21 protein-coding genes are annotated in these 24,867 nt (G+C 72.7%); 7 read left to right on the forward strand and 14 right to left on the reverse strand.

What is annotated here, in order from left to right; translation table 11 throughout:
- Nucleotides 1-2: 2 nt before the first annotated feature.
- Entirely contained in the window at nt 3-962 is a 960-nt protein-coding gene (locus O7635_RS30760) for a sensor histidine kinase (RefSeq protein ID WP_278083992.1), read from the reverse strand.
- On the reverse strand, nt 962-1,750 hold the full coding sequence (locus O7635_RS30765; RefSeq protein WP_278083993.1) for an MEDS domain-containing protein: 789 nt from the start codon (nt 1,748-1,750) through the stop codon (nt 962-964). The genes O7635_RS30760 and O7635_RS30765 overlap by 1 nt, the downstream gene beginning before the upstream one ends.
- A gap of 131 nt (nt 1,751-1,881) precedes the next feature.
- Between O7635_RS30765 and O7635_RS30770 the strand changes: the two genes are divergently transcribed.
- Nucleotides 1,882-3,405 carry an alkaline phosphatase D family protein gene (locus tag O7635_RS30770; RefSeq protein WP_278083994.1) on the forward strand — a complete coding sequence of 508 codons (1,524 nt, stop codon included), beginning with the start codon at nt 1,882-1,884 and terminating at the stop codon, nt 3,403-3,405.
- Nucleotides 3,406-3,420: 15 nt separating this feature from the next.
- Complete coding sequence (locus O7635_RS30775) at nt 3,421-4,629, forward strand: hypothetical protein (RefSeq protein WP_278083995.1); 1,209 nt, start codon at nt 3,421-3,423, stop codon at nt 4,627-4,629.
- A 288-nt stretch (nt 4,630-4,917) separates the two neighbouring features.
- On the opposite strand, the gene O7635_RS30780 is transcribed toward O7635_RS30775, so the two are convergent.
- From O7635_RS30780 to O7635_RS30800, 5 genes are all read right to left on the reverse strand, one after another.
- Complete coding sequence (locus tag O7635_RS30780; RefSeq protein WP_278083996.1) at nt 4,918-5,748, reverse strand: alpha/beta hydrolase; 831 nt, start codon at nt 5,746-5,748, stop codon at nt 4,918-4,920.
- A gap of 85 nt (nt 5,749-5,833) precedes the next feature.
- On the reverse strand, nt 5,834-6,766 hold the full coding sequence (locus O7635_RS30785) for a Dyp-type peroxidase (protein WP_278083997.1): 933 nt from the start codon (nt 6,764-6,766) through the stop codon (nt 5,834-5,836).
- A 23-nt stretch (nt 6,767-6,789) separates the two neighbouring features.
- Complete coding sequence (locus O7635_RS30790; RefSeq protein ID WP_278083998.1) at nt 6,790-7,110, reverse strand: hypothetical protein; 321 nt, start codon at nt 7,108-7,110, stop codon at nt 6,790-6,792.
- Between the two features lie 39 nt (nt 7,111-7,149).
- Nucleotides 7,150-9,885, reverse strand: coding sequence for a hypothetical protein (locus O7635_RS30795; RefSeq protein WP_278083999.1), 2,736 nt, complete (start codon nt 9,883-9,885; stop codon nt 7,150-7,152).
- Complete coding sequence (locus tag O7635_RS30800) at nt 9,882-11,654, reverse strand: HSP90 family protein (protein WP_278084000.1); 1,773 nt, start codon at nt 11,652-11,654, stop codon at nt 9,882-9,884. The genes O7635_RS30795 and O7635_RS30800 overlap by 4 nt, the downstream gene beginning before the upstream one ends.
- Nucleotides 11,655-11,998: 344 nt before the next feature.
- Between O7635_RS30800 and O7635_RS30805 the strand changes: the two genes are divergently transcribed.
- Complete coding sequence (locus O7635_RS30805) at nt 11,999-12,733, forward strand: Crp/Fnr family transcriptional regulator (protein WP_278084001.1); 735 nt, start codon at nt 11,999-12,001, stop codon at nt 12,731-12,733.
- Nucleotides 12,734-12,740: 7 nt separating this feature from the next.
- Nucleotides 12,741-13,157, forward strand: coding sequence for a hypothetical protein (locus O7635_RS30810; protein WP_278084002.1), 417 nt, complete (start codon nt 12,741-12,743; stop codon nt 13,155-13,157).
- A gap of 1,047 nt (nt 13,158-14,204) precedes the next feature.
- On the opposite strand, the gene O7635_RS30815 is transcribed toward O7635_RS30810, so the two are convergent.
- Together O7635_RS30815 and O7635_RS30820 are read right to left on the reverse strand one after the other, a co-directional pair.
- Nucleotides 14,205-15,365: a low temperature requirement protein A gene (locus O7635_RS30815; protein ID WP_278084003.1), complete on the reverse strand. Its 1,161-nt coding sequence runs from the start codon at nt 15,363-15,365 to the stop codon at nt 14,205-14,207.
- Complete coding sequence (locus tag O7635_RS30820; RefSeq protein WP_278084004.1) at nt 15,365-16,147, reverse strand: SDR family oxidoreductase; 783 nt, start codon at nt 16,145-16,147, stop codon at nt 15,365-15,367. Before O7635_RS30820 ends, O7635_RS30815 begins: the two co-directional genes overlap by 1 nt.
- Before the next feature lie 68 nt (nt 16,148-16,215).
- On the opposite strand from O7635_RS30820, the gene ppk2 reads away from it, so the two are divergent.
- Nucleotides 16,216-17,136 carry a polyphosphate kinase 2 gene (gene ppk2, locus O7635_RS30825; RefSeq protein ID WP_278084005.1) on the forward strand — a complete coding sequence of 307 codons (921 nt, stop codon included), beginning with the start codon at nt 16,216-16,218 and terminating at the stop codon, nt 17,134-17,136.
- Here the strand turns inward: ppk2 and gap are convergent.
- The 3 genes from gap to O7635_RS30840 form a co-directional block, all read right to left on the reverse strand.
- Nucleotides 17,133-18,143 carry a type I glyceraldehyde-3-phosphate dehydrogenase gene (gap, locus tag O7635_RS30830; protein WP_278084006.1) on the reverse strand — a complete coding sequence of 337 codons (1,011 nt, stop codon included), beginning with the start codon at nt 18,141-18,143 and terminating at the stop codon, nt 17,133-17,135. The two genes, ppk2 and gap, sit on opposite strands and share 4 nt — an antisense overlap.
- On the reverse strand, nt 18,140-18,724 hold the full coding sequence (locus O7635_RS30835; protein WP_278084007.1) for a TetR/AcrR family transcriptional regulator: 585 nt from the start codon (nt 18,722-18,724) through the stop codon (nt 18,140-18,142). The genes gap and O7635_RS30835 overlap by 4 nt, the downstream gene beginning before the upstream one ends.
- A 73-nt stretch (nt 18,725-18,797) precedes the next feature.
- Nucleotides 18,798-19,757 carry a YihY/virulence factor BrkB family protein gene (locus tag O7635_RS30840; protein ID WP_278084008.1) on the reverse strand — a complete coding sequence of 320 codons (960 nt, stop codon included), beginning with the start codon at nt 19,755-19,757 and terminating at the stop codon, nt 18,798-18,800.
- A gap of 121 nt (nt 19,758-19,878) precedes the next feature.
- On the opposite strand from O7635_RS30840, the gene O7635_RS30845 reads away from it, so the two are divergent.
- A complete protein-coding gene (locus tag O7635_RS30845; protein WP_278084009.1) occupies nt 19,879-20,481 on the forward strand; it encodes a hypothetical protein in 603 nt (200 codons plus the stop codon).
- A 3-nt stretch (nt 20,482-20,484) separates the two neighbouring features.
- Here O7635_RS30845 and O7635_RS30850 read toward each other — a convergent pair whose 3' ends face one another.
- Together O7635_RS30850 and O7635_RS30855 are read right to left on the reverse strand one after the other, a co-directional pair.
- On the reverse strand, nt 20,485-22,215 hold the full coding sequence (locus O7635_RS30850; RefSeq protein WP_278084010.1) for an ABC transporter ATP-binding protein: 1,731 nt from the start codon (nt 22,213-22,215) through the stop codon (nt 20,485-20,487).
- Complete coding sequence (locus tag O7635_RS30855; RefSeq protein ID WP_278085610.1) at nt 22,212-23,828, reverse strand: ABC transporter ATP-binding protein; 1,617 nt, start codon at nt 23,826-23,828, stop codon at nt 22,212-22,214. Before O7635_RS30855 ends, O7635_RS30850 begins: the two co-directional genes overlap by 4 nt.
- 196 nt (nt 23,829-24,024) lie before the next feature.
- Between O7635_RS30855 and O7635_RS30860 the strand changes: the two genes are divergently transcribed.
- Complete coding sequence (locus tag O7635_RS30860; RefSeq protein ID WP_278084011.1) at nt 24,025-24,789, forward strand: peptidoglycan DD-metalloendopeptidase family protein; 765 nt, start codon at nt 24,025-24,027, stop codon at nt 24,787-24,789.
- Nucleotides 24,790-24,867: the final 78 nt, after the last annotated feature.

The following is a 24,867-nucleotide window of genomic DNA, read 5'->3' on the forward strand; positions in this document are numbered from 1 at the left end:
CTCTAGTACGGATTCCCCGCCGTCAACCGCAGCGTGAACCCGTCGGCATCCCGCGCGAACGTCACGTAGTTGCACGACTGATGGGTGATCCACAACCCCAGTCCACCGGTGGCGTTCTCCCGCGACGGCAGCAACCCCGCGAACGGATCCTCCGGCCCCGTCCCACCGTCGGTCACCGCCACCACGATCCGGTCGGCGCCCGACCAGTAGCGCACCCGCACCGGCGGCAACCCGTGCCGCAGCGCGTTGGTCACCACCTCGCTGACCGCGACCACGAGCTCCTCGATGTCGTCGACGGGCAGCCCCGGGTCGACGAGCCGCACCGCGTGCCGGGCCTGCGCGGCCGTCGGGTCGACGAGCGTCACCCGCGGCGGCCCGGCCTGCAGCGGGTCGGGCGCGGCCGGCGGCCAGGCGGACAGGAACGCGGACGGCGCGACGTAGGTCGGGCTCGGCTCGTGCCGCCCGTCGGCCTGCAGCGACCGCGGGTGGGTGCGGGCCACGTCGTCGAGCACGGCGGACGGCGTGATCCGGGTGTCGTAGGCGCAGAGGCTCCAGAGCGGGTAGTCGTCGTAGGCGTGGTTGATCGCCGACTCGTAGCGGGCCCACCAGTCCCAGGTGGCGCCGAGCGACGGCCGCGGGATCTCGCCGACGATGCGGATCTGCATCGCGCCGTCGGCGACGTGGCCCGCCAGCAGGTCCTGGTAGGCGCGGATCGCGGCGGCGGGTCGCGCGTACATGCTGCCGCCGGTCAGGAACGTGACACCGGAGGCGGCGGACGGTGGCAGTGCGCGGCGCACCAGGTCGGCCTTCTCCGGGCCGAACGCGACCACCGTCGGCTCCTTCTCGTCCACGCCACCGACGAGGAACGGCAGCACGATCGCGAGCAGCTCCTCGTCGGCCTGGTAGTAGACGGCCTCGTGGAAGTAGCCGACGTGGTCGGCGGCAGCGCCGGTGCGGGTCATCAGGCCGCCTCGACCCGGATCCCGGGGACACGGAGCAGGCCGACCAGCCGGGCCGCAGCCGGCAGGGGCGTCCGCAGCACCGCCGTCGCGCCGCGGTCGCGGGCGTAGCCGGCGAGTTGGAGCAGAGACCGGTGGTCGACGAAGTCGAGGGACGACGCGTCGACGACCAGCTCGCCGTCGACGACCGGCGGGGCGGCCCGATCGAGCGCCCGCGCCAGGATGGCCGAGCCGGTGACGTCGAGTTCGCCGGACAGCGCGACGTCGCCGGTCCCTGGCGCACCGTGCAGGCGGAACGCCACCTCGACGACGTTGTGCCGGGCGTGCATGCAGGCGAGATCCGCCACCGCGGCCCGGTCGAGCAGCCGCCGGTCATAGCCGCACATCGCGGAGAAGGGGTGATCTGCCATATAGCGGTCTACCTGGTGCTCATAACTGGCAAAAGCCTCGAGTTGTGCGGCGGTCCGGACCAACGGCGTCGCGTCGGCGACCACCCGGAGACCCGCGTAGCCGTCGGCCAGGGCGGCCTCGGTGGCAGCCGCGTAGGTCTCGACCTGGCCGGCGGGGTCGACGACCGTGCCGGGCGGATAGAGCTCGTGGATCGGCATGGGCACCACGCCGTCGACCGCCGGCAGATCATCTCCGACCAGCCAGAGCCGTTCGCCCGCGGCCCGACCCTCGGCCAGGAACTCCGCCGCGGCGGCGAGGAAGCCCGCGCGGTCGGCATATGCCCAGCCCAGATGGCGCCCGGCCGCCGGTGGCCGGGCGACCGGAGCACCAGCCGCGCGCATTACGACAGCCTACGCTGCCACCCGCCGGGAAGCCGCGTCACCTGATGCTCAGCCGCCGGCCACCCCGTCGCCAGCGCGCCGGGCACCTGGAGATCATCTTCCGTTCATCTAGGGCCGTCAATGTGCCTCGCATGACGAGGCTCAGCCGACGCATCTTCGTCCTCGGTGGACTGGCCACTGTGGGCACGACGATCGTCCCCCTCTCGGGCGCCCTGGCCGCGCCCCCGTACCCCTTCAAGCTCGGTGTCGCCAGCGGCGAACCCGCCGCCGACAGCGTCGTCCTGTGGACCCGCCTGGCGCCCACCCCGCTCAACGCCGACGGCCAGGGCGGCATGCCCAACGCCGACGTGGTGGTGGACTGGCAGGTGTCCACAACGGACAGGTTCACGTCGCTCGTCGCGCAGGGCACCGTCACCGCCCGCTACGCCGACGCGCATTCCGTGCACGTGGTGGCGGGCGGCCTCGCCGCGGACGCCGATTACTACTACCGGTTCCGGGCGCAGGGCCACATCTCGCCGGTCGGCCGCACCCGCACGGCCCCGGCCACCAGCACCGTCGGCCGCGACTTCACGATGGCGTTCGCCTCCTGCGCGCACTACGAGAGCGGCTACTACACCGCCTACCGGCGGCTGGCCGAGGACCGGCCCGACCTCGTGCTGCACCTCGGCGACTACATCTACGAGGGCGGCGTCGGCAGCGGTGTGCGGCAGCACGTCGGCGCCGAGATCGTGAGCCTGGCCGACTACCGCCGCCGGTACGCGCTCTACAAGTCGGACCCGGACCTGCAGGCCGCGCACCAGGCGGCCCCGTGGCTGGCCGTGCCCGACGACCACGAGGTGGAGAACAACTACGCCGGCACGGTGCGGGAGAACAACACCCCGGTGCTGACCGCGGCCCAGTGGACCGCCCGGCGCACGGCCGCCTACCAGGCGTACTACGAGAACATGCCCCTGCGCCCGACCAGCGCGCCCAGCGGCAACAGCATCCCGCTCTACCGCCGGGTCCGCTGGGGCCAGCTGGCCACCTTCCACATGCTCGACACCCGGCAGTTCCGCGACGACCAGGCCTGTGGCGACGGCAGCAAGGTGTGCGCCGACGCCGACCTGGCCAGCCGCAGCATCACCGGCGCGACCCAGGAGGCCTGGCTGCTCGACGGGCTCGGCCAGCGGCTCGGCACCTGGGACATCATCGGCCAGCAGGTCTTCTTCGCCCGCCAGTTCACCGCCTCGGGCGCGGCCAGCATGGACGCGTGGGACGGCTACCGAGCCTCGCGGGCCAGGATCCAGACCGGCTGGCAGCAGCGCGCCGTGCGCAACCCCGTGGTGCTCACCGGCGACGTGCACCGGGCGTGGGCCAACGACCTCAAGGCCGACTACGCCAACCCGAGCTCGGCGACGATCGGCACCGAGCTGGTCTGCACCTCGATCTCGTCGACCGGCAACGGCACGGGCGACACCGCGGTCCCCAACGTGGCGACCAACCCGCACCTGCGCTTCTACCAGGACCGCCGCGGCTACACCCGCACGACCATCACCCGGGCGCAGATCCGCGCCGACTTCCGCGCGGTCGCGAGTGTCACCGAGCACGGGGCGCCGGTCACCACGTCCCGTTCGTTCGCCATCGAAGACGGCCGCCCCGGCCTGCAGGCCCTCTAGGAGAATCAGTTGCTAGTGCCCATCATCGCGGCGGCCCTGCTGGCCGTGCCCGCGGGCGTCACCGTCTCGACCGCCAACAGCGTGGCGACCGGCGACCAGGACGGCGGCGCGGTCGCCACCAACCGGATCGGCGACGTCGCCGTGGTCTGGGAGGACGACCGCGCCGAGTCGAACCCCGGCGACAACACCAACTCCGAGATCTTCGTGCGGCTGTTCCGCAACGGCACCTCGGCGTACGAGAAGAAGCTCTCCGCCGGTGGCACCGCCGGCGTGCCGTGGAAGCATGTCAGCCCCGACGTCGGTCTCGACGACAAGGGCAACGCGGTCGTGGTCTGGAACGACGACCCCGACGGCAACGGCACCTACAACGTGGTCTACCGCGTCCTCTCCCCCGCCGGCACGGTGCTCGGCCAGGGCCAGGTCAACGCCAGCGCGGCCGGCCAGCAGCTGACCCCGAAGGTGGCCGTCGACCCCGACGGCACGCCGGGCACGCCGTCCGCGGTCGCGTTCTCGGTCGTCTGGGAGGACGTGCAGGGCGCGGTCACGACGACGAAGGCGGCCGGCTACACCAACGTCGCCACCAAGGTGTACGAGGTGGTGGCCAGCCAGTCGACCGGCGCGCACCACCAGATCGACATCGCGGTGTCGGCGCCCGGCGACGCGTTGATCGTGTGGGACGAGGACAGCGACGGCAACGGGTTCTACCAGATCGGCCTGGTCCGGCTGGCGAAGGGCAACGGGGCGGTCAACCTGAGCCGCCGGGCGGCCAGCCTCGACGGCGGCGGCCAGCAGCGGCGGCCGGCGATCGCGGCCAACTTCGCGGGCGACTTCGTGGTGGCCTGGCAGAGCGACCACACGGGTACGCCCGGCATCTGGCTGCGGTCCTTCGCGGCCAACGGCGACCCGAGACACGGGGACGTCGAGGTGACCGGCGCGGCGGGCGCGGCGGCGCCCGCCGTGGGCATCGACGACCAGGCCAACGCCGTGGTCGGCTGGACCACGCAGGGCCTCGACGTCTCGGCCCGCGGCTTCAACCCGGACGGCACGACCACCGGCCGGCTTCCCGCACAGGGCTACAGCGGCACCGCGACCGGCCGGCAGGACCAGCTCAGCCTCGCGGTGTCGCCGTGGGGCGAGATCGTGGTGGGCTACACGGACGACAACGACGGCAATCTCTACGACCAGGTGCTGCTCGCGCTCGGCGGAGCGAACTCGAGCTGGTGACCCGGGCGGGGCGCCTGGACCCGTGCGGTCCAGGCGCCCCTGTCGCGTCAGAAGAGGATGCCGCCGAGGCCGGTCAGCAGGCTGCCCACGATGCCGACAACGCCACTGAGAGTGCCACCAAGCAGGTCGAAGAGCGACATTGCGAAACCCCGTTCGTTCGATGTGTCGATTCCGGAACACGGCGCGCGCCAACAGCCGTTTCGTAACTGACTGCACCGATACGGTAACAGCGGGCAATCGCCTGCGCCCCGATCTTCACATTCGCCACGCGAGGTTTCTGACCAGGGTTTATTCGTCCATGAAGTCCTTGATCGCGGCGTTGCACTCGTCGGCGTGGGTCCACGGGATGCTGTGCGGCGCGCCCTCCAGCGGGACCAGCTTGAGGTCCTTGACCAACGGCGGGAGCCGCTTGCCGGTCGACTCGAACGGCAGCACCTTGTCGGCGGTGCCCTGGACCGCGAGCAGCGGCACGTCGATCTGGCCCACGTCCTCGCGGAAGTCGGTCAGCCACGAGTCCACGCACGCGTAGGTCGCGGTGGGCGACGCGGTGATCCCGACGTTCCAGTGCGCGTTCCAGGCCTCCTGGGACACCCGGTCGCCCATGGTGTCCTCGACGTTGAAGAACAGGTCGAAGAACTGCTTGATCCAGAGCGGCCGATCCTTCGCGGCGGTCTCCTTGGCGCCTTCGAAGACCGCACCGTCGACACCCTCGGGGTTGTCGTCCGTCTTGAGCAGGAACGGCGCCAGCGGGCTGAGCATGACGGCCCGCCGCACCCGGTCCGAGCCGTACTGGCCCAGGTAGCGGGTGATCTCGCCGGTGCCCATCGAGTGGCCGATCAGCACGGCGTCCCGGATGTCCAGCGTCTCCATCAGGATGTTGAAGTCCGAGGTGAACGTGTCGTAGTCGTAGCCGCTGCCGGGCTGCGACGACTTGCCGAACCCGCGCCGGTCGTACGTGACGATCCGGTGCTCCTCCTTCAGCGGCGGGACGATCTTCTCCCAGGACTGTCCACTGAGCGGGTAGCCGTGGATGAGCACGACCGGCGGGCCCGAGCCGTGGTCCTCGTAGTAGATCTGGATCGGCTCGGTGTTCTCCTGACCCACGGTCACGTACGGCATCAGCGGACCCCCCGTCCTGTCGGAACCGACGGTTCCGACGCTGCCGCCGGCCCGAGCGCCACGCATCACGCGAACACGTGAGGTCTCAGTCGCCGCCGAGCGTGTCCAGGAGCGTCAGGGACGGCACGAAGAACAGGTTGCCGGTGACGGCGCGGGAGAAGTCGAGGATGCGGTCGTAGTTGCCCGTGGGGTTGCCGATGAACATGTTGCGCAGCATCTGCTCCAGCACGGTTGGGCTGGCGGCGTACCCGACGAAGTAGGTGCCGAACTCCCCCTTGGCCGGGCTGCCGAACGGCATGTTGTCCCGCATGATCTTGACCTCGTCGCCGTCGGCGTCGGTGATCGTCGTCAGCAGGCGGTGCGCCGACGACGGGATCGCGTCGTCGGGAAGCTCCACGTTGGACAGTTTGTCGCGACCGATGACGCGGTTCTGCTGCTCGACCGGCAGCGCGTTCCACGCGTCCAGGTCGTGCAGGTACTTCTGCACCACCAGGTAGCTGCCGCCGGCGAAGTCCGGGTCGTCCGCGCCGATCAGTGCGGCCTTCGCCGAGGCGTCGCCGGTCGGGTTCTCGGTGCCGTCGACGAAGCCGAGCAGGTCGCGGAAGTCGAAGAAGCGGAAGCCCTGCGCCTCGTCGACCGGCGTCACGATGCCGGCCAGCCGGGTCAGGATCTGCGTGGCGAGCTCGAAGCACAGGTCGGGCCGGCCGGCCCGGATGTGGAACACGACGTCGCCCGGTGTCGAGGGCGCCTCGTGCTTCTCGCCCCGGATGCGCGGCAGGGCGTGCAGGCGGGCCGGCGCCGGGCTGTCGAACAGCCGGCCCCAGACGGCCGCGCCGAACCCGACCACGCAGGACAGCTGCGCGTCGAGGTCGCGGAAGCCCACCGAGCGCACGAGACCGGACAGGTCGCCGCACAGCTTCCGGGTACGCGCGGCCGCCTCGTCGCCCTCGTGGACGGTGACGACCAGCACGAGCGCGGCCCGACTGAGCGGCGCGAGCACCGCCTGTGGTTCGATCATGGCGCCACGCTACCGCGCCCCGCTCAGTCGACGGCGCGCTCGACCTCGGTCCAGCTGACGTTGAGGGTGACCAGGGCGCCGTCGCCGGTGCCGGTCACGTGGTCGACCTGGGCACCGCTGACGTAGACGTCGTTCTCGAACTGCTCGCCCCGGTCGACCAGCAGGTAGCCGGTGGACATGTAGAGCTCGGCCGGGCCGGCCGGCAGCTCCGGGCGCACGTCGGTGTCGGGCTGCTGCACGGCCCCCACCTTGCCGACCGCCACACCGGCGGCATCCTGGACTTCCATGCCCGGCGAGACCTGGGCGATGGCGGGCTGGTCGGCGGTGGCGTCAACGGTGGACATGTGATCGAGGTTTCCCCGATCGTGCTCGATCAAAACCGGTCAGCCCGCGAGCGCCCGCTCGAGCTGACCGCGCAGCGCCGCCTCGTCGTCGGGCACCAGGGCCAGCGCGTCGGACAGGACCGAGCGAGCCTCGTCCGACCGGCCCTCCGCCTGCAGCAGCTGGCCGTGCAGCAGGCCCGCGAAGCCGACCTGGGTGCCGGCGCCGAGCGACCGGAACCCGTCGACGGCCCGGGCCGCCCGCAGGATCGCCTCGGCGACCCGGTCGGTGCGGTCCAGCAGCCGGGCCGCGTCGTAGTCGAGCATCGCCCGTTCCCAGACGGCGTGCGGCTCGGCGGGCAGCGCCGCCGCGGCCGTGTCGGCCTCGGCCAGCGCGGCCAGCGCGGTCTCGGGCTGGCCGGCCCAGAGCAGCGAGGTGGCGTGCCGGCGGCGGGCCCGCAGCGCGTCGACCGGGCGGCCGGCGACGCTCCAGCTGGCGGCCGCGTCGGCGAACCGGCCGGCCGCGCTGGCGTCGCGGTCGAGCCGGTCGAGCGCCTCCGCCAGCCGCTCGGTGACCCGGGCCAGCTGCTCCGGCTCGTCGCGGGCGGCGATCGCGGTGGTCAGCGCGGTCAGCTGGGCGACCACGGACTCGTGTTCGGACAGTTCCTGGTAGACGGCCACCAGCAGGTCGCGCACGGCCAGCGCCTGCTCGTCGCCGGCGGCGTCGAGGGCGGCCAGCGCCTCCTCGCCGACCTCGGCCGCGTCCAGCGCCCGGCCGGCGTTGAGGTAGGCGATGGCCAGCTCGTACTGGGTGTGCGGCACGGTCTCCCGGTCGCCGGCGGCGGTCAGCGCGGCGATCTCCTCGACGAGCGGGGCGATGGCCTCGGCGGCGCGGGCCGAGTTGGCCAGCAAGCCGGCCCGTTGCCGCGCGACCAGCCGGCGCAGCGTGGCGCCGCAGGGCACCGCGTGCCCCTCGTCGAAGGCGTCGAGGGCCTCGTCGAAGCGGCCGAGCTGGCGCAGCGTGACGCCGTGCAGCAGGCAGGCGTGGGCCAGCTCGTCCGGCGGGCCGGCCGGCCGGAACCGCTCCCGGGCCGCGCCGGCCGCGACCTCGGCCTCCTCGATCTCGCCGAGCCGGCCGAGCGCCTGCGCCCGCAGCGCGAGGATCTGGCCCCGCACGGACGGGTCCTCGGCCACGTCGGCGTGCTCCTCGGCCACCCGGCCGGTGGCGACCGACTCGGCGAGCCGGCCGGCGGCGGCGTGCGCGTAGGCCAGCCGCAGGTGGGCCCGGGCCAGCCGCTCGGCGCCGCCGTGCCCGAGCAGGAAAGCGGTCGACTCCTCGATCAGCGCGCCGCCCTCGTCGACGCGACCCTGCCGGAGCAGGCCCATCCCGAGCCGGCCGCGGACGACCTGGCGGCGCACCTCGTCGCCGGCCGTCGCGTAGAGCGCGTCCGCCTGCCGCCAGGCCTGTTCGGCGGCCGCGTCGTCCTCGCGGTCGGCGGCCGCGCTGCCCGCGCCGTCGAGCCGCCGGGCCTGCTGCAAGGGGGTCAGCGGACCCGCACCGTAGCGGTCGTCGAACGCCGCCCAGGCCGCGAACGCCGCCTCCTCACGCCGCTCCCGGAACGCGGTGTCGGCCAGGTCGAGCAGCTCGTCGGGCCCGTCGGTCGGCGGCACGGGCTCGGTCCACACAGGAGCGACTGGCACCGGCGCGGAGGTTGGCGGCGGCGCCAGCCGGGAACCCGCCGCGGCCAGTGCGACACCCTCTCCGAGCGGCGTCGCGGCCAGCGTCCGGCGCACCTGCTCGGACTGGTGGCCGGTGCCGTTGCGCGCGTCGAACCGGGCGGCCAGGTCGAGCGCCCGCGCCGTCAGCTCCTCGGCGACCGCGCCGACCGGTCGCCCGCCGACGGTCAGCCCGGAGTGCCGGTCGAGCCGGCCCAGCACCAGCGCCGCCGCGGCCGAGAAGTTCATCGTCGCGAGCGGGGTCGGCGACCGCTCCAGCCAGTCGAGGTGCCGCTCGACGATCTCCAGGCCGAGCGCCTCGTTGCCGGTCAGCGCGCAGAACACGACGTGGTCGGCGATGTCGGCGAGGTCGGCCAGCCGCGTGCGGTGCAGCCGGTACGCGCGGCGGTGCGCGTCGCGGGCCGCCTCGGCCCGCCCGGTGCGCAGGTAGGGCCGCAGCAGCGTCGTGTAGATCGACTGAGGCTGCTCGGTGCAGGAGAGCCGGCCCGCCAGCACCGGCTCGGCGAGCGCGATGGCCTCCTCGTCGCGGCCGCGCACGGCCAGCCAGTGTGCCTTGCCGGTCGGGTCGCAGCCGACGCAGTCCGACAGGTCGTCGCGCGGCGCCGCGCTCCACCGGTCGAACCACCGCTCCGCGGCCTCGAGGTCGCCGACGTGCCGGGCGACGTAGTGCCGGTGCGCGTAGACCGCGTGCGGGCTGTGCCCACCGGCCCGCCAGCGGCGCTCCATGTCGTCGAGCACGTCGGTCGTGCGCGCCAACGGGATCTCCGGGAACTTGGTCATCGCGCTGACCATGGCCTTGAACGACCAGAGCAGGTGGTGCGTCCACCGGCCGTACCGCACCGGGTCCTGATCGAACTCGGTCAGGCACCAGCTGAACGTGACGAACGAGCGCGCCGGCTCGCCACCGTAGACGTAGCCCGTCGTGGCCAGCATCCGGGCCTCGAACGCCTCGTCGGCCAGGCGCTGCGCGTCGGCGTGGGCGATCGCCTGCTCCAGCAGGGCGATCTGGGCGGCGCCGTAGGGCATCTCGCGGGCCTGGTCGAGCATGTCGGTGACGTTCACGCGCCGCCCTCCTCGGTGGGCACGGCGCGGTCGAGCAGCCCCAGGAACGAGCGGTTGAGCAGGGCGGCGTCGGCCGGGCGGATGGGGTGGTAGCCGAGCAGCAGCGCCTGGCCGTAGAGCGCCTCGACGGCGAGCTCGACCAGGTCGGCGGCGGGCAGCACGATGACCCGGCGGACCAGCGCGTTGCGGTGGTTGAGCACGAGCTGCGGCCGGGTGTCGGCCCGCCGGTCGTCGAGCGCCGACAGCACGTCGGCCCAGACCGGGTCGGCCTTGTCGCGGGTGGCCCGCAGCTCCTGCCGGAACGCGGTCTCGCGGTCGACCAGGTAGAGCGCCGGCACGGTGGCCGGGTCGAAGGCCCGCAGCACCACCTCGCAACCGAGGCGGTCCATGGCCCGCTGCGCGGCGACGGCGAACCCGCGCAGACCGATCTCGACGCCCGGGTCGAGGGTCTCGAACCGGGTGGCCAGGTCGCTCGGGTCGAGGCGCTCGATCCGGACACCCCGCTCGACCTGGGCCAGCCGCTCGATGATCTCGGTGTCGTAGGTGTAGCCGGCGTTGACCAGCGCCAGGTCCTGCGCGGCGGCGACGCCGGCGAGCTGCCGGAACTGGTCGGTGGTGGCGCTGTAGCGGATCACGCCGTGCCGCTCGCCGAACTCGCGCAGCGTCATCCGGCCGACGTTGGTCTCCATCGGCCACCAGGTCGCGACCAGGTCGAGCATCACGTCGTCGTGCAGCGCCAGCGCCTTGACGCCCAAATGGTGCACGTGGAGGAACTCGCCCAGCCGGCGCGGGTCGGTGCGGGCCAGCCGGACCAGCCAGCCGCGCAGCTGGTCGCCGAGCGCCTCGCGGGTGCTGTCGAGCAGGCCGTCCTCGTAGAGCGCCTCGCGGCTGGCGGTCGGGCGCAGCTCGCTCGTGTCGACCACGCAGCGGGCGAAGAACGCCCAGTCCGGCAGCAGGCCTTCGGCGCTCTCGGCGAGCAGCATACGCTTGAGGTAGACCCGGTGGCCGCCGCGGTGGGCCGGGTTGAGCGCCTGCGGCATGACGAACGCGGCCCCGGTCAGGCCGGCCTCGGGCACCGACAGCGGGATCACGTCGAAGGGGGTCAGGCCCATGGTGCGTTCGGCGTACGCCGTCCAGGCGCGCCCGCCACCGGACTCCCACGGCGCGCTGACGACCGGACCCGTGGTCGGCGTGCCGTCGACGGTGACCTCGACCGGGAGCTGGTCGCCGTAGAGCCGGGCCAGCTCGAGCACCGTGGTCGGCCCGAACCAGCTCTGCGCCCCCGGCCGCGGCACCAGCGTGACGGTGGTGCCGACGGGCCGCTCCTCGTCGACGGTCTCGACCAGGTAGCGCCCGTCGTCGTAGCCGGTCCACCGGACCGTCTCGCCGCCGGCCGCCCGGGTCAGCACGACGATCTCCCGCGCGACCAGGAAGCACGAGAGCAGGCCGATGCCGAACTGCCCGAGGAACTCGTGGCGGGCGAACCCGAGGTCGTCGCGTTTGGAGCTGCGGCCGATCGTGGCGAGCAGCTCGTGCACCTGGGCCCGGGTCAGGCCCACGCCGGAGTCGGTGACCCGCAGGCCGTCGCCGGTGGTCTCGATCGCCACCACGCCCGGCGCGCCCGGCTCGGCCAGGCGGCGGGCGGTGATCGCGTCGACGGCGTTCTGCAGCAGCTCGCGGACGTAGACCCGCGGGCTGGCGTAGAGATGGTGGCTGAGCAGGTCGACCAGGCCGGCGAGGTCGACCTGGAAGGTGCGGTGAGCGTCCATGGCGGTGCCAAGGTACCGCCTGCCCGGCGCGCCCGTGGTCCCGCTGGTGGGCGACGTGCACGGTGGCCGCCGTCGGGCCACGGCGGCCACCCTCGGCAATGTCCGGGGCACTTCTGTCGCCGCAATGACAATTGCCATTGCCGCAACCCCATGGTGTGCGATTGACTTGCGTTCGTCAGCATCCATACTGGACATCGGACGACGTGGTTTACCGACCGCCGATCCATATGCAACGCTTGTTGGTTCAGCAGAGCCCGACCAACGAATGAACCAACAAATTCATTTCACGCGACAGGTGATTCACCCGGAACGACCACCCGCTCCACCCGAGTCGAGGGAGCCCGATGGCCGACGATTCCGCGCGCGCCTTCACCGCCACGCTGTCCCGGTGCCCGCTGTTCCGCGGGCTGCCGCCGGGCGCCCTGGCCGACCTGTCGGCGCAGGTGACGCCGTTCACCGTGAGCCCCGGTTCGATCCTCTGGAACCAGGGCGACGAGCCGCTGGACCTGGTCGTGGTGCAGAGCGGGCTGCTCTGCGAGTTCCAGCCCAGCGCCTCCGGTCGCCGCTCGGTGCTCCATGTCAAAGGCCCGCCGCACGCGGTCGGCGACATCGCCGTATTCGACCGCCGCCCCCATCTCGCGGCCGTGGAAACACTCCGGGAAAGCGTCATTCTCGCGATTCCCGCGGAACCGGTGGTCGCGCTGGCCGCCGCCTCGGTCACGCTCACCCAGAACGTCATCACGCAATTCGCGGGGCACGTGCGGAGCCTGGCCGAACAACGCGCGGACCTGATGATTCTCGACCTGGCCCGCCGCGTCGCGAAGGCGCTGTTGCGAATGGCCCGCCACAGCGACCCGATGACCGTCGACATCGGCGTGACGGTGTTGGCCAACCTGGCCGGCGGCGCACGCCAGTCGGTCAGCGCGGTGCTGTCGCGCCTCGAACGCCGCGGCTGGCTCGCCCTCGAACCGGGCCGCATCCTCCTGCTCGACGTCGCCGCCCTCCGCCGCTACGTCGGCCTGGCCGCGACCAACGCGCCGACCGAGCCGCGCGACACGGTGCCGCCGCTGGCGGGATGATGCCGGCATGGCGACGTTCCTGCTGACCTGGAACCCGAAGGCCTGGCCGGACGCCGACTACGCGGCCGCGGTGGCCGCCACGGCGGCCGGTCGGCCGGTGACCCGCCGGTGGGGCGTGGGCCAGCGCCGGTCCGGCATCTCCCCCGGTGACCGCGCCTTCCTCGTGCGGGTGGTACGCGACCGGGGCATCGTCGGGGCCGGTCGGTTCACCGGCGAGCTCTACGTCGAGCCCCACCCGGACCGCCCCCGCGCGTACGCCGACGTGGAGTTCGACCTGCTGCTCCCTCTGGCCGACCGGTTGCCACCCCACCTGCTCAAGGCCCGCGTGCCAGGCGTGGCCTGGGACCACCTCCAGGCCAGCGGCATCGCGGTCCACCCACCCCACGACGCCGCCCTCGAAGACCTGTGGGCGACCCACGCGTAGAACGCTTTCCTGAGCGCCGCATCTCATTCGTATCTTTTCCGACCCGATCAAATTGCCTACTCCGCAGATTGGCATATCGCTCTTCGCCATTTGGGGCGGACAGGAGCGTCGATGCCTTGAACAATATAAGCATGCGGCAGCTCCAGTTGTTCACCAGGCACGAAGTGGCTGCCATGCGCGACCGGAGCAGGGCCCGCAACTATTCTCCGGAAGGTCAGGAATTCCGTCGCCAACACGCACGCCACCGGGCGTGGGGGTTGGCGCGACGCCACGCCGAGAAGCAGCGCCACATCCGCGATCGCGCGATGACTCAGCCTGACCCCGGACGGATGGGCGGCCGAGCCGTCGGCGCCCGTCGGCGAGGCTGGCGTCGTCGTAACGCCAGCATCTGCGCCTGGCACCATCGACCTAAGGGGCTCCCACAGCGAGCAGCCCGACCAACCGCGAGGTGGTCAACCATCGGCGAACTCCGACAGGCTCGATAGTCGGATCTACGGAACCGAGCCAGTAGAGATACAGGGCCCGACAAGGACCGGATCAAATCTGTTCGGGACGTTTCATTCGAGAGGATCAGCGTCTCCAGAGCCGATCAGCATTCGCCATCCCGCCTTTCCGACCCACCGCCTCGTTCTCAGGGAAACTGGCCTTCTTCGGAAAGAATTAACCTGTGGCCGCCCGAGACCGAGACCGCCCCGCGCAGTTCACCACCGCTCAACCGCTTTCCCACGTCTCCTGTCCCCGCCCGCGATCGCCTCGGCGCCCGTCGTAGCCGCGACCCAACCCGTCGCCGCCGCGACCGCCCTGCGCGATCCGCGACTCCTCGAACGCCTTCCCATGACCTGTCTCGGCCCGCGACCAATCGGCGCGGCCCTAACCCGACCGTGTTCCCGCCACCCGACGCGGCGCGCGACAGCCCGGCCGCTTCCCCGCGACCACCCAACGCGGTGCGCGACAGCCCCGACCGCGTCCCCGCCTTCAGGCCCCCGCCTTCAGGCGCGGCATACACCGGCCGACGCTCCAAGGAAGCGACCTGGCAGGGGCCCCGGCTCAACCGGCGTCGGCGGGGTGGCGGCGGGCGTAGCGGACCTGCCAGAGCGCGACCCCGACCAGGATCAGCGCGAGCCAGCGCGCCTCCAGCGGGCCGCCGAACGCGCCGAGCAGGGACGCGGCGACCGTGGCCGGCAGGGCGCGGCCCAGCAGCCACGCCCGGGGAGCGCCCGCGAGCGCGCCGACCACCGTCGTGGTCAGGAAATAGAGGGCCAGGCCACCACAGAGGACCCAGCGGGCGGCGAGGCCGAGCGGTTCGGCCGGGTCCTCGGCCAGCATGCCGAGGCCGGCGGCGACGCTGGTGATGGCCATCGTCATCGCGAAGTGGGCCGGCAGGGCGAGCCACGCCTCGATCCGCTGCGCGCCGAACCGGGGCACCGCCAGGGCGCCGTACTCCAGCGTCAGCCACCACAAGCAGACCAGCAGGCCGAAGCCCGCGAGGGCCGCGACGAACAGCGGCCTGGTCCAGTCCACCTCGGACGCCGCCAGCACGACCTGGGCCACCGCTTCGCCGAGCACGATGATGACGAACAGGCCGAGGCGCTCGCCGAAGTGCGCCGGGTCCAGTCGCGCCGGGAGGATCTGCGGCGCCCGCGAGCGGCGCGCGGTCGAGGTGCGCATCCGCTCCAGCATCTGCTGGCCGCGGCTGCCCTGCACCGCCGACAGGATCACGTCGAGCACGACGCCCGCGGTCCAGAGCCAGTAGCGGGCCGGCGGCGGCACCCAGATCGACGCGATCCACGGCACGAAGCCGGCGCCGGCCTGGGCCGCCGGCCACGAGAACAGCATCTGGCCGGTCCGCCGCCAGCTCAGCATGCCCAGCCAGCGGCAGAGCACATAGGCGATGGCGAACGCCCGGCCCCGGTCGCCGTCGGCCTCGGGGATCGCGGCCGCCATCACGGCGATACCGAACATCGCCACCAGCATCGCCCGGGTACGCGTCTTCGTGGCGGCCACGTTCGCGTACAGCGTGAAGCTCGTCCACACGCTCCAGACGGCGTAGAAGAGCACCACGAACAGGCCGGCGTCGACCAGCCCCGGCGAGCCCTCGAGGAGGTGCGCGAGCTGGGCCACCGCCACGACCACGACGAGGTCGAAGAACAGCTCCAGCCACGACGCGTGCCGTTCCTCCCGGGCGGTCGGCGTCGCCGGCTCCGCCATCAGGGCAGGATCGCGTCGACGTAGCCGCCGTCGACGCGCAGCGCGCCGCCGGTCGTCGCCGAAGCCTGGGCCGAGCTCAGGTAGACCACCATGTTGGCGATCTCGTCGGGCTCGATGAGCCGCTGGATCAGGGACTGCGGCCGGTGCTCGCGCATGAACTGCCGCTGCGCCTCGTCCCACGGCAGGTCCTTCGGGACCAGCTGGTAGACGAAGTCCTCGACGCCGCCGGTGTGCGTCGGCCCGGCGATCACCGTGTTGACGGTGACGCCACTGCCGGCCGCGGTCTTGGCGAAGCCGCGGGACACGCCGAGCAGCGCGGTCTTGGTCATGCCGTAGTGGATCATCTCGGCCGGCGTGACGACGGCGGAGTCGCTGGCGATGTACTGCACCCGGCCCCAGCCCCGCTCCATCATCCCGGGCAGGTAGTGCCGGGTGAGCCGGACGGCGGCCAGCACATTGGTCTCGAAGTAGCGCCGCCACTCGTCGTCGGGGATCTCCAGGGCGGGCTGGGCCGCGTACACCCCGAGGTTGTTGACCAGGATGTCGACGTCGGGCTCGGCCTCGAGCAGCGCCCCGGCGTCCCCGGCGAGGTCCACCGCGACCCCACTGGCTTGCGCACCCGACGAACGCAGCGAGTCGACGGCGGCCGAGACACGGCCCTCGTCGCGACCCGTGAGCACGACCCGCGCGCCGGCGCCGGCCAGCCCGGCGGCGATCGCGAGGCCGATGCCCGAGGACGAACCGGTCACCAGGGCGGTCTTCTCCGACAGGTCGATCCGCATGGTGATCACGCTACCGCTGTTCACTTGATCCGGGATTGGCGGTCACCTGCGCTGGGTAGCGTCACGACATGAGCGCGGAAGACACCCCGGACCTGCTGCACCGGTTCGACGGATATCAGGTGCTCGACGACGACGATGACGACCCGGTGCTGGTCAAGGCCGACGGCGAAGTGGTCGACACGTGGCGCGAGAACTACCCCTACGAGGAGCGCCTGGACCGCGCCGACTACGAGCGCGAGAAGCGGCTCCTGCAGATAGAGCTCCTCAAGCTGCAGAACTGGATCAAGGCGAACGACCAGCGACTGGTGATCCTTTTCGAGGGGCGGGACGCGGCGGGCAAGGGCGGCACGATCAAGCGCTTCATGGAGCACCTCAATCCGCGCGGTGCCAGGGTGGTGGCGCTGGAGAAGCCCAGCGAGCGCGAGCAGACCCAGTGGTACTTCCAGCGCTACGTCGCCCACCTGCCGGCGGCCCGCGAGATGGTGTTGTTCGACCGGTCCTGGTACAACCGGGCCGGGGTCGAGCGGGTCATGGGCTACTGCACCCGCGCCGAATATCTCGAGTTCATGCGGGAGACGCCGGAGCTCGAGCGGATGCTGGTGCGGTCGGGGATCAACCTCGTCAAGTTCTGGTTCTCGGTCACGCGGCACGAACAGCGCACCCGGTTCCTGATCCGGCAGGTCGACCCGGTGCGCCAGTGGAAGCTCTCGCCGACCGACCTCGCCTCGCTCGACAAGTGGGACGACTACACGGAGGCGAAGGAGGCGATGTTCTTCTACACGCACACCGCCGACGCGCCCTGGACGATGATCAAGAGCAACGACAAGAAGCGGGCCCGGCTGGCGGCGATGCGGTACGTGCTGAAGAAGTTCGACTACGACAACAAGGACGAGGAGATCGTCAACACGCCGGACCCGCTGATCGTCGGCTCGGCCAGCGAGCTGTTCGAGGACGGCGAGCCGCCGGCCAAGGCGTTCACCGGCTTCTAGGCCGAGCCGCCGCCGCCGATCCGCTCGCTGAACTCGACGAGCCGGTTGGCGAAGCCCCACTCGTTGTCGTACCAGCCGAACACCTTGACCTGGTTGCCGACGGCCTCGGTCAGCGGCGCGTCGAAGACCGACGAGTAGGGGTTGCCGACGATGTCCGCGGAAACCAGCGGCGCCTCGGAATATTGCAGGTAGCGCCGCAGCCGCGGCGCGGCGGCCGCTGCACGGAACGCCGCGTTGACCTCCTCGACGTCGGCGGCGCGCCGCAGCACCACGGTGAGGTCCGTGATCGAGCCCACCGGGACGGGTACGCGCAGCGCGGCGCCGGTGAGCCGCCCGTCGAGCTCCGGGATGACCTTGCCGATCGCCTTCGCCGCCCCCGACGACGTGGGGATCGTCGAGACCGCGGCCGCCCGGGCGCGGCGCAGGTCGGAGTGCGGTGCGTCGTGCAGCCGCTGGTCGCCCGTGTAGGCGTGGATCGTCGTCATCAGGCCCGACTCGATGCCGAAGGCGTCGTTGAGGACCTTGGCCAGCGGCGCCAGCGAGTTGGTGGTGCACGACCCGTTGGAGAACACGTCGTGGCTGTCCGGGTCGAGCGTGTCGTCGTTGACCCCGAGGACGAACGTGGGGACGTCGCCCTTGGCCGGCGCCGAGACGACGACCTTGCGCGCGCCGCCCTTGAGATGGGCCGCGGCCGCGACGCCGTCGGTGAAGTGGCCGGTGGACTCGATCACCACGTCGGCGCCGACGTCGCCCCACGGGATGGCGGCCGGGTCGGACTGCGCGAAGACCCGCATGCGCCGGCCCGCCACGACGATCGCGTCGCCGTCGACGGCCACGCCGTCGAGGTGGCCGGAGACGGAGTCCCACTCCAGCAGGGTGGCCAGCGTGCGGGCGTCGGTGAGGTCGTTGACCGCGACCACCTCGACGTCGGCGTTGCTCGCCAGGGCGGCGCGCAGGTAGCTGCGGCCGATCCGCCCGAACCCGTTGATGCCGATGCGAACCATCACTTCCCCTTCTCGTCGGGCCTGGTGGGCGCCGCGGCCCGGAGCAGATCGAGCGCGCCGGCGCGGGCGTCGTCGAACGGGCCCGGGTCCTGCTGGGCGATCGCCAGCACGTAGCCGCCCTGCAGCACGGCCATCAGCGTGTGGGCGAGGCGCTCGGGATCGAGGTCGGCGCGCAGCTCCCCGGCGGCGACCGCCTCGCGGAGCACGCTGACCCAGCTGCCGTGGACCTGCGCGAACGCGCGCGCCACCGGGGCCAGCAGCACCGGGTCCTCGCGGACCTGCGGGTCCTGGGTCATCCGGCCGACCTTGCAGCCCTTGAGGGCGGCACGCGGGCGCATCAGGTAGGCCTCGATCCGGGCCATCGGGGCGCCCGGCCCGTCGAGCTCGGACGCCGCCGGCAGCAGGTCGGCGACGTTGCGCTCGAGGGCGGCCAGCGCCAGGTCGCGCTTGGTCGGAAAGTGGTGGTACATGCTGCCCTGGCCGACACCGGAGCGCTCGCGCACGGCACGTGGGCTCGTGTCGGCGTAGCCGCGCTCCCACATGAGCTGGCTCATCGTCTCGACGAGCAGGTGGCGCGAGTCCATGCCCCAGTCTGTACATACCAGTAGGTACAGCGCAAGCCCCTTTCGCACCGGCAACGGCTCGAACGGGGCGCCGCTAGCGCTTCTTCTTCTTGAGCTTCCGGTCGTCGCGCAGCTCGACGTAGGGCTCCTTGTCCTCGGGGTGCCCGCTGACGATCGCCCGGCTGCGCTGCAGCTCCGCGTCGTATTCCGCGCCCAGCAGGATCGCGTTGTTGGACAGCCACAGCCAGACCAGGAAGACGATGACGCCGGCGACGGCACCATAGGTCTTGTTGTAGGACGCGAAGTTGGCGAGATAGACCGCGAAGAGTCCGGACAGGACGATCCACAGCAGCACGGCCAGCAAGCCGCCGGGCGTGACCCACTTGAACTTGCCGTGGCGGGCGTTGGGCGAGGCCCAGTAGAGGATCGAGAACATCAGGCTGACGAGGATCACCAGCACCGGCCACTTCGCGATGTTCCAGGCGGTCACGGCGGCCGAGCCGAGCCCGATCGCGTCGCCGATCGACTCGGCGAACCGGCCGGTGAAGACGACGATCAGCGCGCAGGCGATCAGCAGCAGCCCGACCGCGGCGGTCACCCCGAGCCGGATCGGCAGCGTCTTCCAGATCGGCCGGCCCTCGGGCACGTCGTAGATCGCGTTGGAGGCCCGCATGAACGCCCCGATGTAGCCGGACGCCGACCAGAACGCCAGCACGGCGCCGATCACCGCGCCGACGCTGGCCAGGGACGCGTTGCCGGCCACCTGGTCGATCGCGGCGACCGTGAAGTTGGCGATGGTCTCCGGCAGGGTGGTCTGCAGGTTGTTCTTGACGGCCGTGATGGTGTCCGGACCGAGCAGGCCGAGGATCGAGACGATCACCAGCAGCCCCGGGAAGATGGACAGCACGCCGTAGTACGTCAGCGCCGCGGCCCAGTCGCTGATCGAGTCGTCCGAGAACTCCTTGGCCGCCCGCTTGGCGCTCGCCCACCACGAGCGGGCGGGCAGCTTGGCCGGGCTGTCCGGCGCGGGTCGGGCGGATGCGTCGTTGCTCATGGGCACCTCCGGTCTCACCCGGCCATTTGCCCCGCTCGTTGCGGTTCAACCACATGATGCGTCCGCTGAGCGGGACACCTGCGGATCACCGTGCGCGCGGCGTGCCGCGTACCCTCTCGCCATGGTCGATGCCCACCCCCAGGAGGCGCTGGTCGATCTCGACCGGCCACCGCCGCAACGACCGCTGGTCGAGCCCGGTGACCGACTGCGCGCCGGGTGGCGGCGGCTGCGCAACGCCCGCCTCCAGGCCGGCGCGGTGGTGCTGGCCGCGGTGGTCGGCGCGGTCGCCGGCGGGGTCGGGGTGCACCGGTGGGAGGCGCGGCAGCGGCTGGCGGCCGAGACGGGGACCGTCGAGCTGAGCGCGCAGCTGACCGACCCGGGCAACCTCGACGCGTCCGCCGACGGCGTCAACGCGTCGATCGTGACCAACCTGACGCTGGTCAACCTCGGCCCGCTGCCGATCCAGGTGCTGGACCTCGACGCCGCCCGCGACGGGCTGGAGCTGCGCAACGCCGCCGAGAACGCCACGGTCCGCCCGGGGTTCCGGACGGTCGCGGTGTGGCTGACGTTCGCCTGCGTCCACCGCGACATCTCCACCGATCCGCTGCCGCTGCACGTGCGGGTCCGCACGCAGGACGGGCGGACCCGCGCCGTCGAGACGACGATGGAGATCGGCCGGGCGCAATGGCCCGCGCTGCTCGAGTCGAGGTGCGCGGGCCGCTGACGGTCAGCCGTGCCAGGAGCGCCAGAGCGCGGCGTACGCGCCACCGGCGTCGACCAGCTCGTCGTGGGTGCCCAGCTCGGTGACCCGGCCCGCCTCCATCACCGCGACGCGGTCGGCGTCGCGGGCGGTGTTGAGCCGGTGGGCGATCGCGACGACCGTGCGGCCTTCGAGCACCGCGGCGAGGGCGCGCTCGGTCCGCCGGGCGGTGGTCGGGTCGAGGGCCGCGGTCGCCTCGTCGAGGATCAGCGTGTGCGGGTCGGCCAGCACGATGCGGGCCAGCGCGAGCTGCTGGGCGTCGGCCGGCCCGAGCTCGCGGGCGCCCTCGCCGAGCCGCGTGTCGAGGCCCTCCGGGAGGTCGGCGTACCAGTCGGCGCCGACCGCGAGCAGCGCGGTGAGCATGTCGGCGTCGCTCGCGTCCGGCGCGGCGAACGACAGGTTGTCACGCAGCGTGCCGATGAAGACGTGGTGCTCCTGGGTGACCAGCGAGATCAGCTGCCGCCGCTGGGCCGGGTCGATGTCGGCGATCGGCACGCCGCCCAGGGTCACGGCGCCGCTGTCGGGCGCCTCGGTCCCGGCGAGCAGCCGGGCGAGGGTGGACTTGCCGGCGCCGGACGGCCCGACGATCGCGAGCCGCTCCCCCTGCCGCAGCTCGAGGTCGATCCCGTGCAGCACGTCGTGGCCGGAGCTGTAGGCGAACCGGGCGCCGCGCACCACGATCCGCTCGTCGCCGGGCGCGGGCGGCAGGCCGCGTTGCTCCGGCACACCGACCCCGACCCCGAGCACCCGGGCGTACGAGGCGATGCCGCGCTGGGTCTGCTCGATGAACTGGAGGATCCGGTCGAGCGGGTCGATCGCCTGTTGCAGCAGCAGCGCGGCGGCCACCACGTCGCCCACGGTCACGCCGCCGCCCCGGGTCAGCACGCCGCCGGCCAGCAGCACCAGCGCGATCGGCACGGCGTAGCTGGCCTCGACCACCGGAAAGAACACCGTGCGCAGCGCGAGCGTCGCCCGCCGGGTGGCCCACAGCCGGCCGACCCGGGCCGTGCCGTTGTCGATCCGGTCGTCGGCCAGCCGCAGCGCCTCGATCGTGCGGGCACCCTCGGCGGTGGTGGTCAGCGACTCGGTCAGGTCGGCGCTGGCGGCCCCCTCGGCCAGGTAGGCGGGCGTGGCCCGGCGCAGGTACCAGCGGGTGACCGCGAGGATCGTGGGCAGCCCGGTCAGCGCCACCAGCCCGAGCCACGGGTCGATCAGGAAGATCGCGCCGAACAGGAGCACGAGCTGGACGAACGCGATGACCATGATGGGCACGACGTCGCGCACCATCGTGCCGACCGTGGCCACGTCGACCGAGCTGCGGTTGGCCAGGTCGCCGGCGCCGGCCCGCTCGACGACGGCGGTCGGCAGGTTGAGGGTCCGGCGCACGAACTGCTCGCGGAGCCGGGCGATGGCCCGCTCCCCCAGCCGGTAGCCGACGAGGTGCCCGTAGCGCAGCAGCGCGCCCTGCACCAGCGTGCAGGCGACGATGGCGAGCGCCAGCTTGTCGACCGCGGCCGCGCCCTTGCCGGCGATCACCTCGTCGACGATCGCGCCGAGCAGCCGGGGCGCCGCGAGGCCGGCGGCGACGGCGGCGCCCTGCAGCAGGAGCACCAGGACGACGGCGCGGCGCTCCCCCGCCACCAGGTCCCGGGTCGCCCGGCGGGTGGTCGCCCGGTCGGCCACCGGCAGCCCGGTCATCCCGCCACCTCCGCGTCGCTGTCGCGGGCGACCAGGGCCCGGTAGCCGGGCACGCGTTTGACGAGGTCGCCGTGCGCGCCGGTGGCCGCGACCCGGCCGTCGGCCAGGAACGCCACCTCGTCGGCCTGCCCGAGCAGCAGCGGCGAGGTGGCCAGCAGCACGGTGGTGCGGCCGGCCCGCGCCGCGCGCAGCCGTGCCGCGATGCGGGCCTCGGTGTGCGCGTCGACCGCCGAGGTCGGGTCGACCAGGATCAGCACCTCGGGGTCGGTGTGCACCGCGCGGGCCAGCCGGACCCGCTGCCGTTGGCCGCCGGAGAGCGTCCGGCCCTGGGTGTCGACCTCGGTGTCGACGCCCTCGGGCAGCGACTCGACGACGTCCTCGGCGGCGGCCGCGTGCACGGCCGGGCCCACCTCGCCGGGGCCGCCGCGGGTCAGCGTGGTGCGCAGCGGGCCGGCGAACAGGAAGGCGTCGTGGTCGCCGACCAGGATGCGGCGGCGCACGTCGGCCAGCGGCACGGCCGCGATCGGCACGCCGCCCCAGGTGACGTCGCTGTGGGTGAACCGGGCCAGCCGGTCGGCCAGCGCGGCCGCGGCGCCGGGGTCGTCGGCGGCGACCGCGACCAGTCGCCCCGCCGGCACGGTCAGCCCGCTGTCGGGGTCGTGGAGGTCGGCCGGCGCCGGGGGCGCCTCGTGGACCACCGGGCCGCCCGCGGTCTCGGGGCCGACGGCGAGCAGGGCCAGGATGCGCCGGGCGGCGACCCGGCCACGGATGACGTCGTGCGCGGAGCCGAGCAGGAACCAGCACGGCACGGCCAGGATGGCGACGTAGCCGTACACCGCGACCATCTCGCCGACCGAGATGGTGCCGGCGGCGGCCATCCGGGCCGCCAGCCAGACGACCAGCGCGAGGAACAGCGCCGGGATCGCGATGGCCAGCGCCTCGATCCAGCTGTTGACGGTCGCCACGCGGTAGCCCTCGGCCATCAGCTCGCGCGACCGCCGCTCGTAGCGCCGGGCGAACAGGCCGCGACCACCGACGCCGGCCAGCACCCGCAGCCCCGCGACGATGTCGCCCGACCGCGCGGTCAGCGCGCCCTGCTTGTGCCGGTAGTCGGTCTCGACGGCCTCCAGCCGGCGCAGCAGCGGCGAGATGACGGCGACCACGCAGGGCACGCCGAGCAGCACGGTGAGCGCCAGCGGCGGCGCGGCGTCCCAGAGCACGACCGCGACGGCGGCGTACGCGATGACCGCGCCGACGCCCGGGCCGGTGAACGTGAGCACCTGCGAGACGTAGCTGATGTCACGCCCGCCGACCGTGGCGACCTCACCGGCCGCGAGCCGCCGGGGCAGGGACGCGCCGGTGCGGGACAGGTGGCGCAGCAGCACCTCGGCCGAGCGGGCGGTGGCGTCCTCCCGGACCATCGTCATCGTGCGGTGGCGCATGATGCCGAGCCAGGCGAGCGCGAGGCCGCAGACCAGGATCGCGGCGACCCAGAGCACCAGCGCCCGCCGGTCGCCGTGGCGCAGGCCGTCGTCGACCGCGCGCGAGATCAGGTAGGGGCGCACGGCGAGGCCGACCATCCAGGCGGTGCCGACGACGGCACCGCGCAGCACCCGCCAGGGTTGGCAGCGGGTGAGCCACCACATGTAGCGGAACGGTCCCCGTGTGTCGGGCACCCCGGGATCGGCGTGAGGGATCTGCGGGGGCACGCGTTCAACCTACCGTCGGCCCCTGTTCCGCCCCACGCAGTTTTCTGCCAGGATCATATCCAAGCATTGAAGTATTTCTTCATATGACTCGGAGGTGTGCATGAAGCATCGGTGGTGGCGCCTGCTCGGTGCCGCGTGTGTCGCGTTCCTGCTGCTCCCGCCGGCTCCCGCGCTGGCCGCGCCGACGTTCAAGGTGCCGTTCCCGTGCGGGCAGGCGTGGTCGGGGCAGACCCGCACCAACCACAGCCCGGCCAACGCTATCGACTTCAACCGCACCAACGACGACGGCGACCCGGTGGTGGCCAGCGCGCCCGGCACGGTCGACGTGGTCACCAACCTGGGCAACACCAGCTACGGCCGGTACGTGCGGATCAACCACGGCGGCGGCTACACCACGTACTACGCGCACCTGAGCGCGTTCAACGTGTCGGTCGGGCAGTCGGTGGGCTACGGCCGGGTGATCGGCTACGTCGGCACGAGCGGCGGCTCGACCGGCCCCCACCTGCACTACGAGCAGCGGCTCAACGGGTCGGCGGTGCAGGTCCGGTTCAACGGCGCGCTGGCGCTCTACTGGGGCACCAAGACCTACACCAGCGACAACGCCTGCTCCGGCGGCAACGCGACGGTCAACACGGCCGGCACGCCGCTGACGGTGCGGTCCGGCCCGGGCACGTCGTACGCCTCGGTGGGGACCGTCGCCGACGGCACGCGGGTGACCATCGCATGCCAGACTACCGGCACCTCGGTGACCGGCACCTACGGGACCAGCAACATCTGGGACCGGATCGGCTCCGGCCGGTTCATCGCGGACGCGTACGTCTACACGGGCTACGACGGGTTCATACCTGGCGTGCCGCGCTGCTGACGGTCCGGGGGCGCGCGGGGTTCCGCCCCGCGCGCCCGCCCGCGTCGCACCGCTGCCCGGACTTATCGTCAGTTCATC

This window comes from Asanoa sp. WMMD1127 (assembly GCF_029626225.1).
Classification (GTDB): Bacteria; Actinomycetota; Actinomycetes; order Mycobacteriales; family Micromonosporaceae; genus Asanoa.

Bases quoted from the DNA above. Each gene is read 5' to 3' on its own strand.
- O7635_RS30760 (WP_278083992.1), bottom strand. From the start codon at position 962: ATGACCCGCACCGGCGCTGCCGCCGACCACGTCGGCTACTTCCACGAG.
- O7635_RS30765 (WP_278083993.1), bottom strand. From the start codon at position 1,750: ATGCGCGCGGCTGGTGCTCCGGTCGCCCGGCCACCGGCGGCCGGGCGC.
- O7635_RS30770 (WP_278083994.1), top strand. From the start codon at position 1,882: ATGACGAGGCTCAGCCGACGCATCTTCGTCCTCGGTGGACTGGCCACT.
- O7635_RS30780 (WP_278083996.1), bottom strand. From the start codon at position 5,748: ATGCCGTACGTGACCGTGGGTCAGGAGAACACCGAGCCGATCCAGATC.
- O7635_RS30785 (WP_278083997.1), bottom strand. From the start codon at position 6,766: ATGATCGAACCACAGGCGGTGCTCGCGCCGCTCAGTCGGGCCGCGCTC.
- O7635_RS30790 (WP_278083998.1), bottom strand. From the start codon at position 7,110: ATGTCCACCGTTGACGCCACCGCCGACCAGCCCGCCATCGCCCAGGTC.
- O7635_RS30800 (WP_278084000.1), bottom strand. From the start codon at position 11,654: ATGGACGCTCACCGCACCTTCCAGGTCGACCTCGCCGGCCTGGTCGAC.
- O7635_RS30805 (WP_278084001.1), top strand. From the start codon at position 11,999: ATGGCCGACGATTCCGCGCGCGCCTTCACCGCCACGCTGTCCCGGTGC.
- O7635_RS30810 (WP_278084002.1), top strand. From the start codon at position 12,741: ATGGCGACGTTCCTGCTGACCTGGAACCCGAAGGCCTGGCCGGACGCC.
- O7635_RS30815 (WP_278084003.1), bottom strand. From the start codon at position 15,365: ATGGCGGAGCCGGCGACGCCGACCGCCCGGGAGGAACGGCACGCGTCG.
- O7635_RS30820 (WP_278084004.1), bottom strand. From the start codon at position 16,147: ATGCGGATCGACCTGTCGGAGAAGACCGCCCTGGTGACCGGTTCGTCC.
- ppk2 (WP_278084005.1), top strand. From the start codon at position 16,216: ATGAGCGCGGAAGACACCCCGGACCTGCTGCACCGGTTCGACGGATAT.
- O7635_RS30835 (WP_278084007.1), bottom strand. From the start codon at position 18,724: ATGGACTCGCGCCACCTGCTCGTCGAGACGATGAGCCAGCTCATGTGG.
- O7635_RS30840 (WP_278084008.1), bottom strand. From the start codon at position 19,757: ATGAGCAACGACGCATCCGCCCGACCCGCGCCGGACAGCCCGGCCAAG.
- O7635_RS30845 (WP_278084009.1), top strand. From the start codon at position 19,879: ATGGTCGATGCCCACCCCCAGGAGGCGCTGGTCGATCTCGACCGGCCA.
- O7635_RS30850 (WP_278084010.1), bottom strand. From the start codon at position 22,215: ATGACCGGGCTGCCGGTGGCCGACCGGGCGACCACCCGCCGGGCGACC.
- O7635_RS30860 (WP_278084011.1), top strand. From the start codon at position 24,025: ATGAAGCATCGGTGGTGGCGCCTGCTCGGTGCCGCGTGTGTCGCGTTC.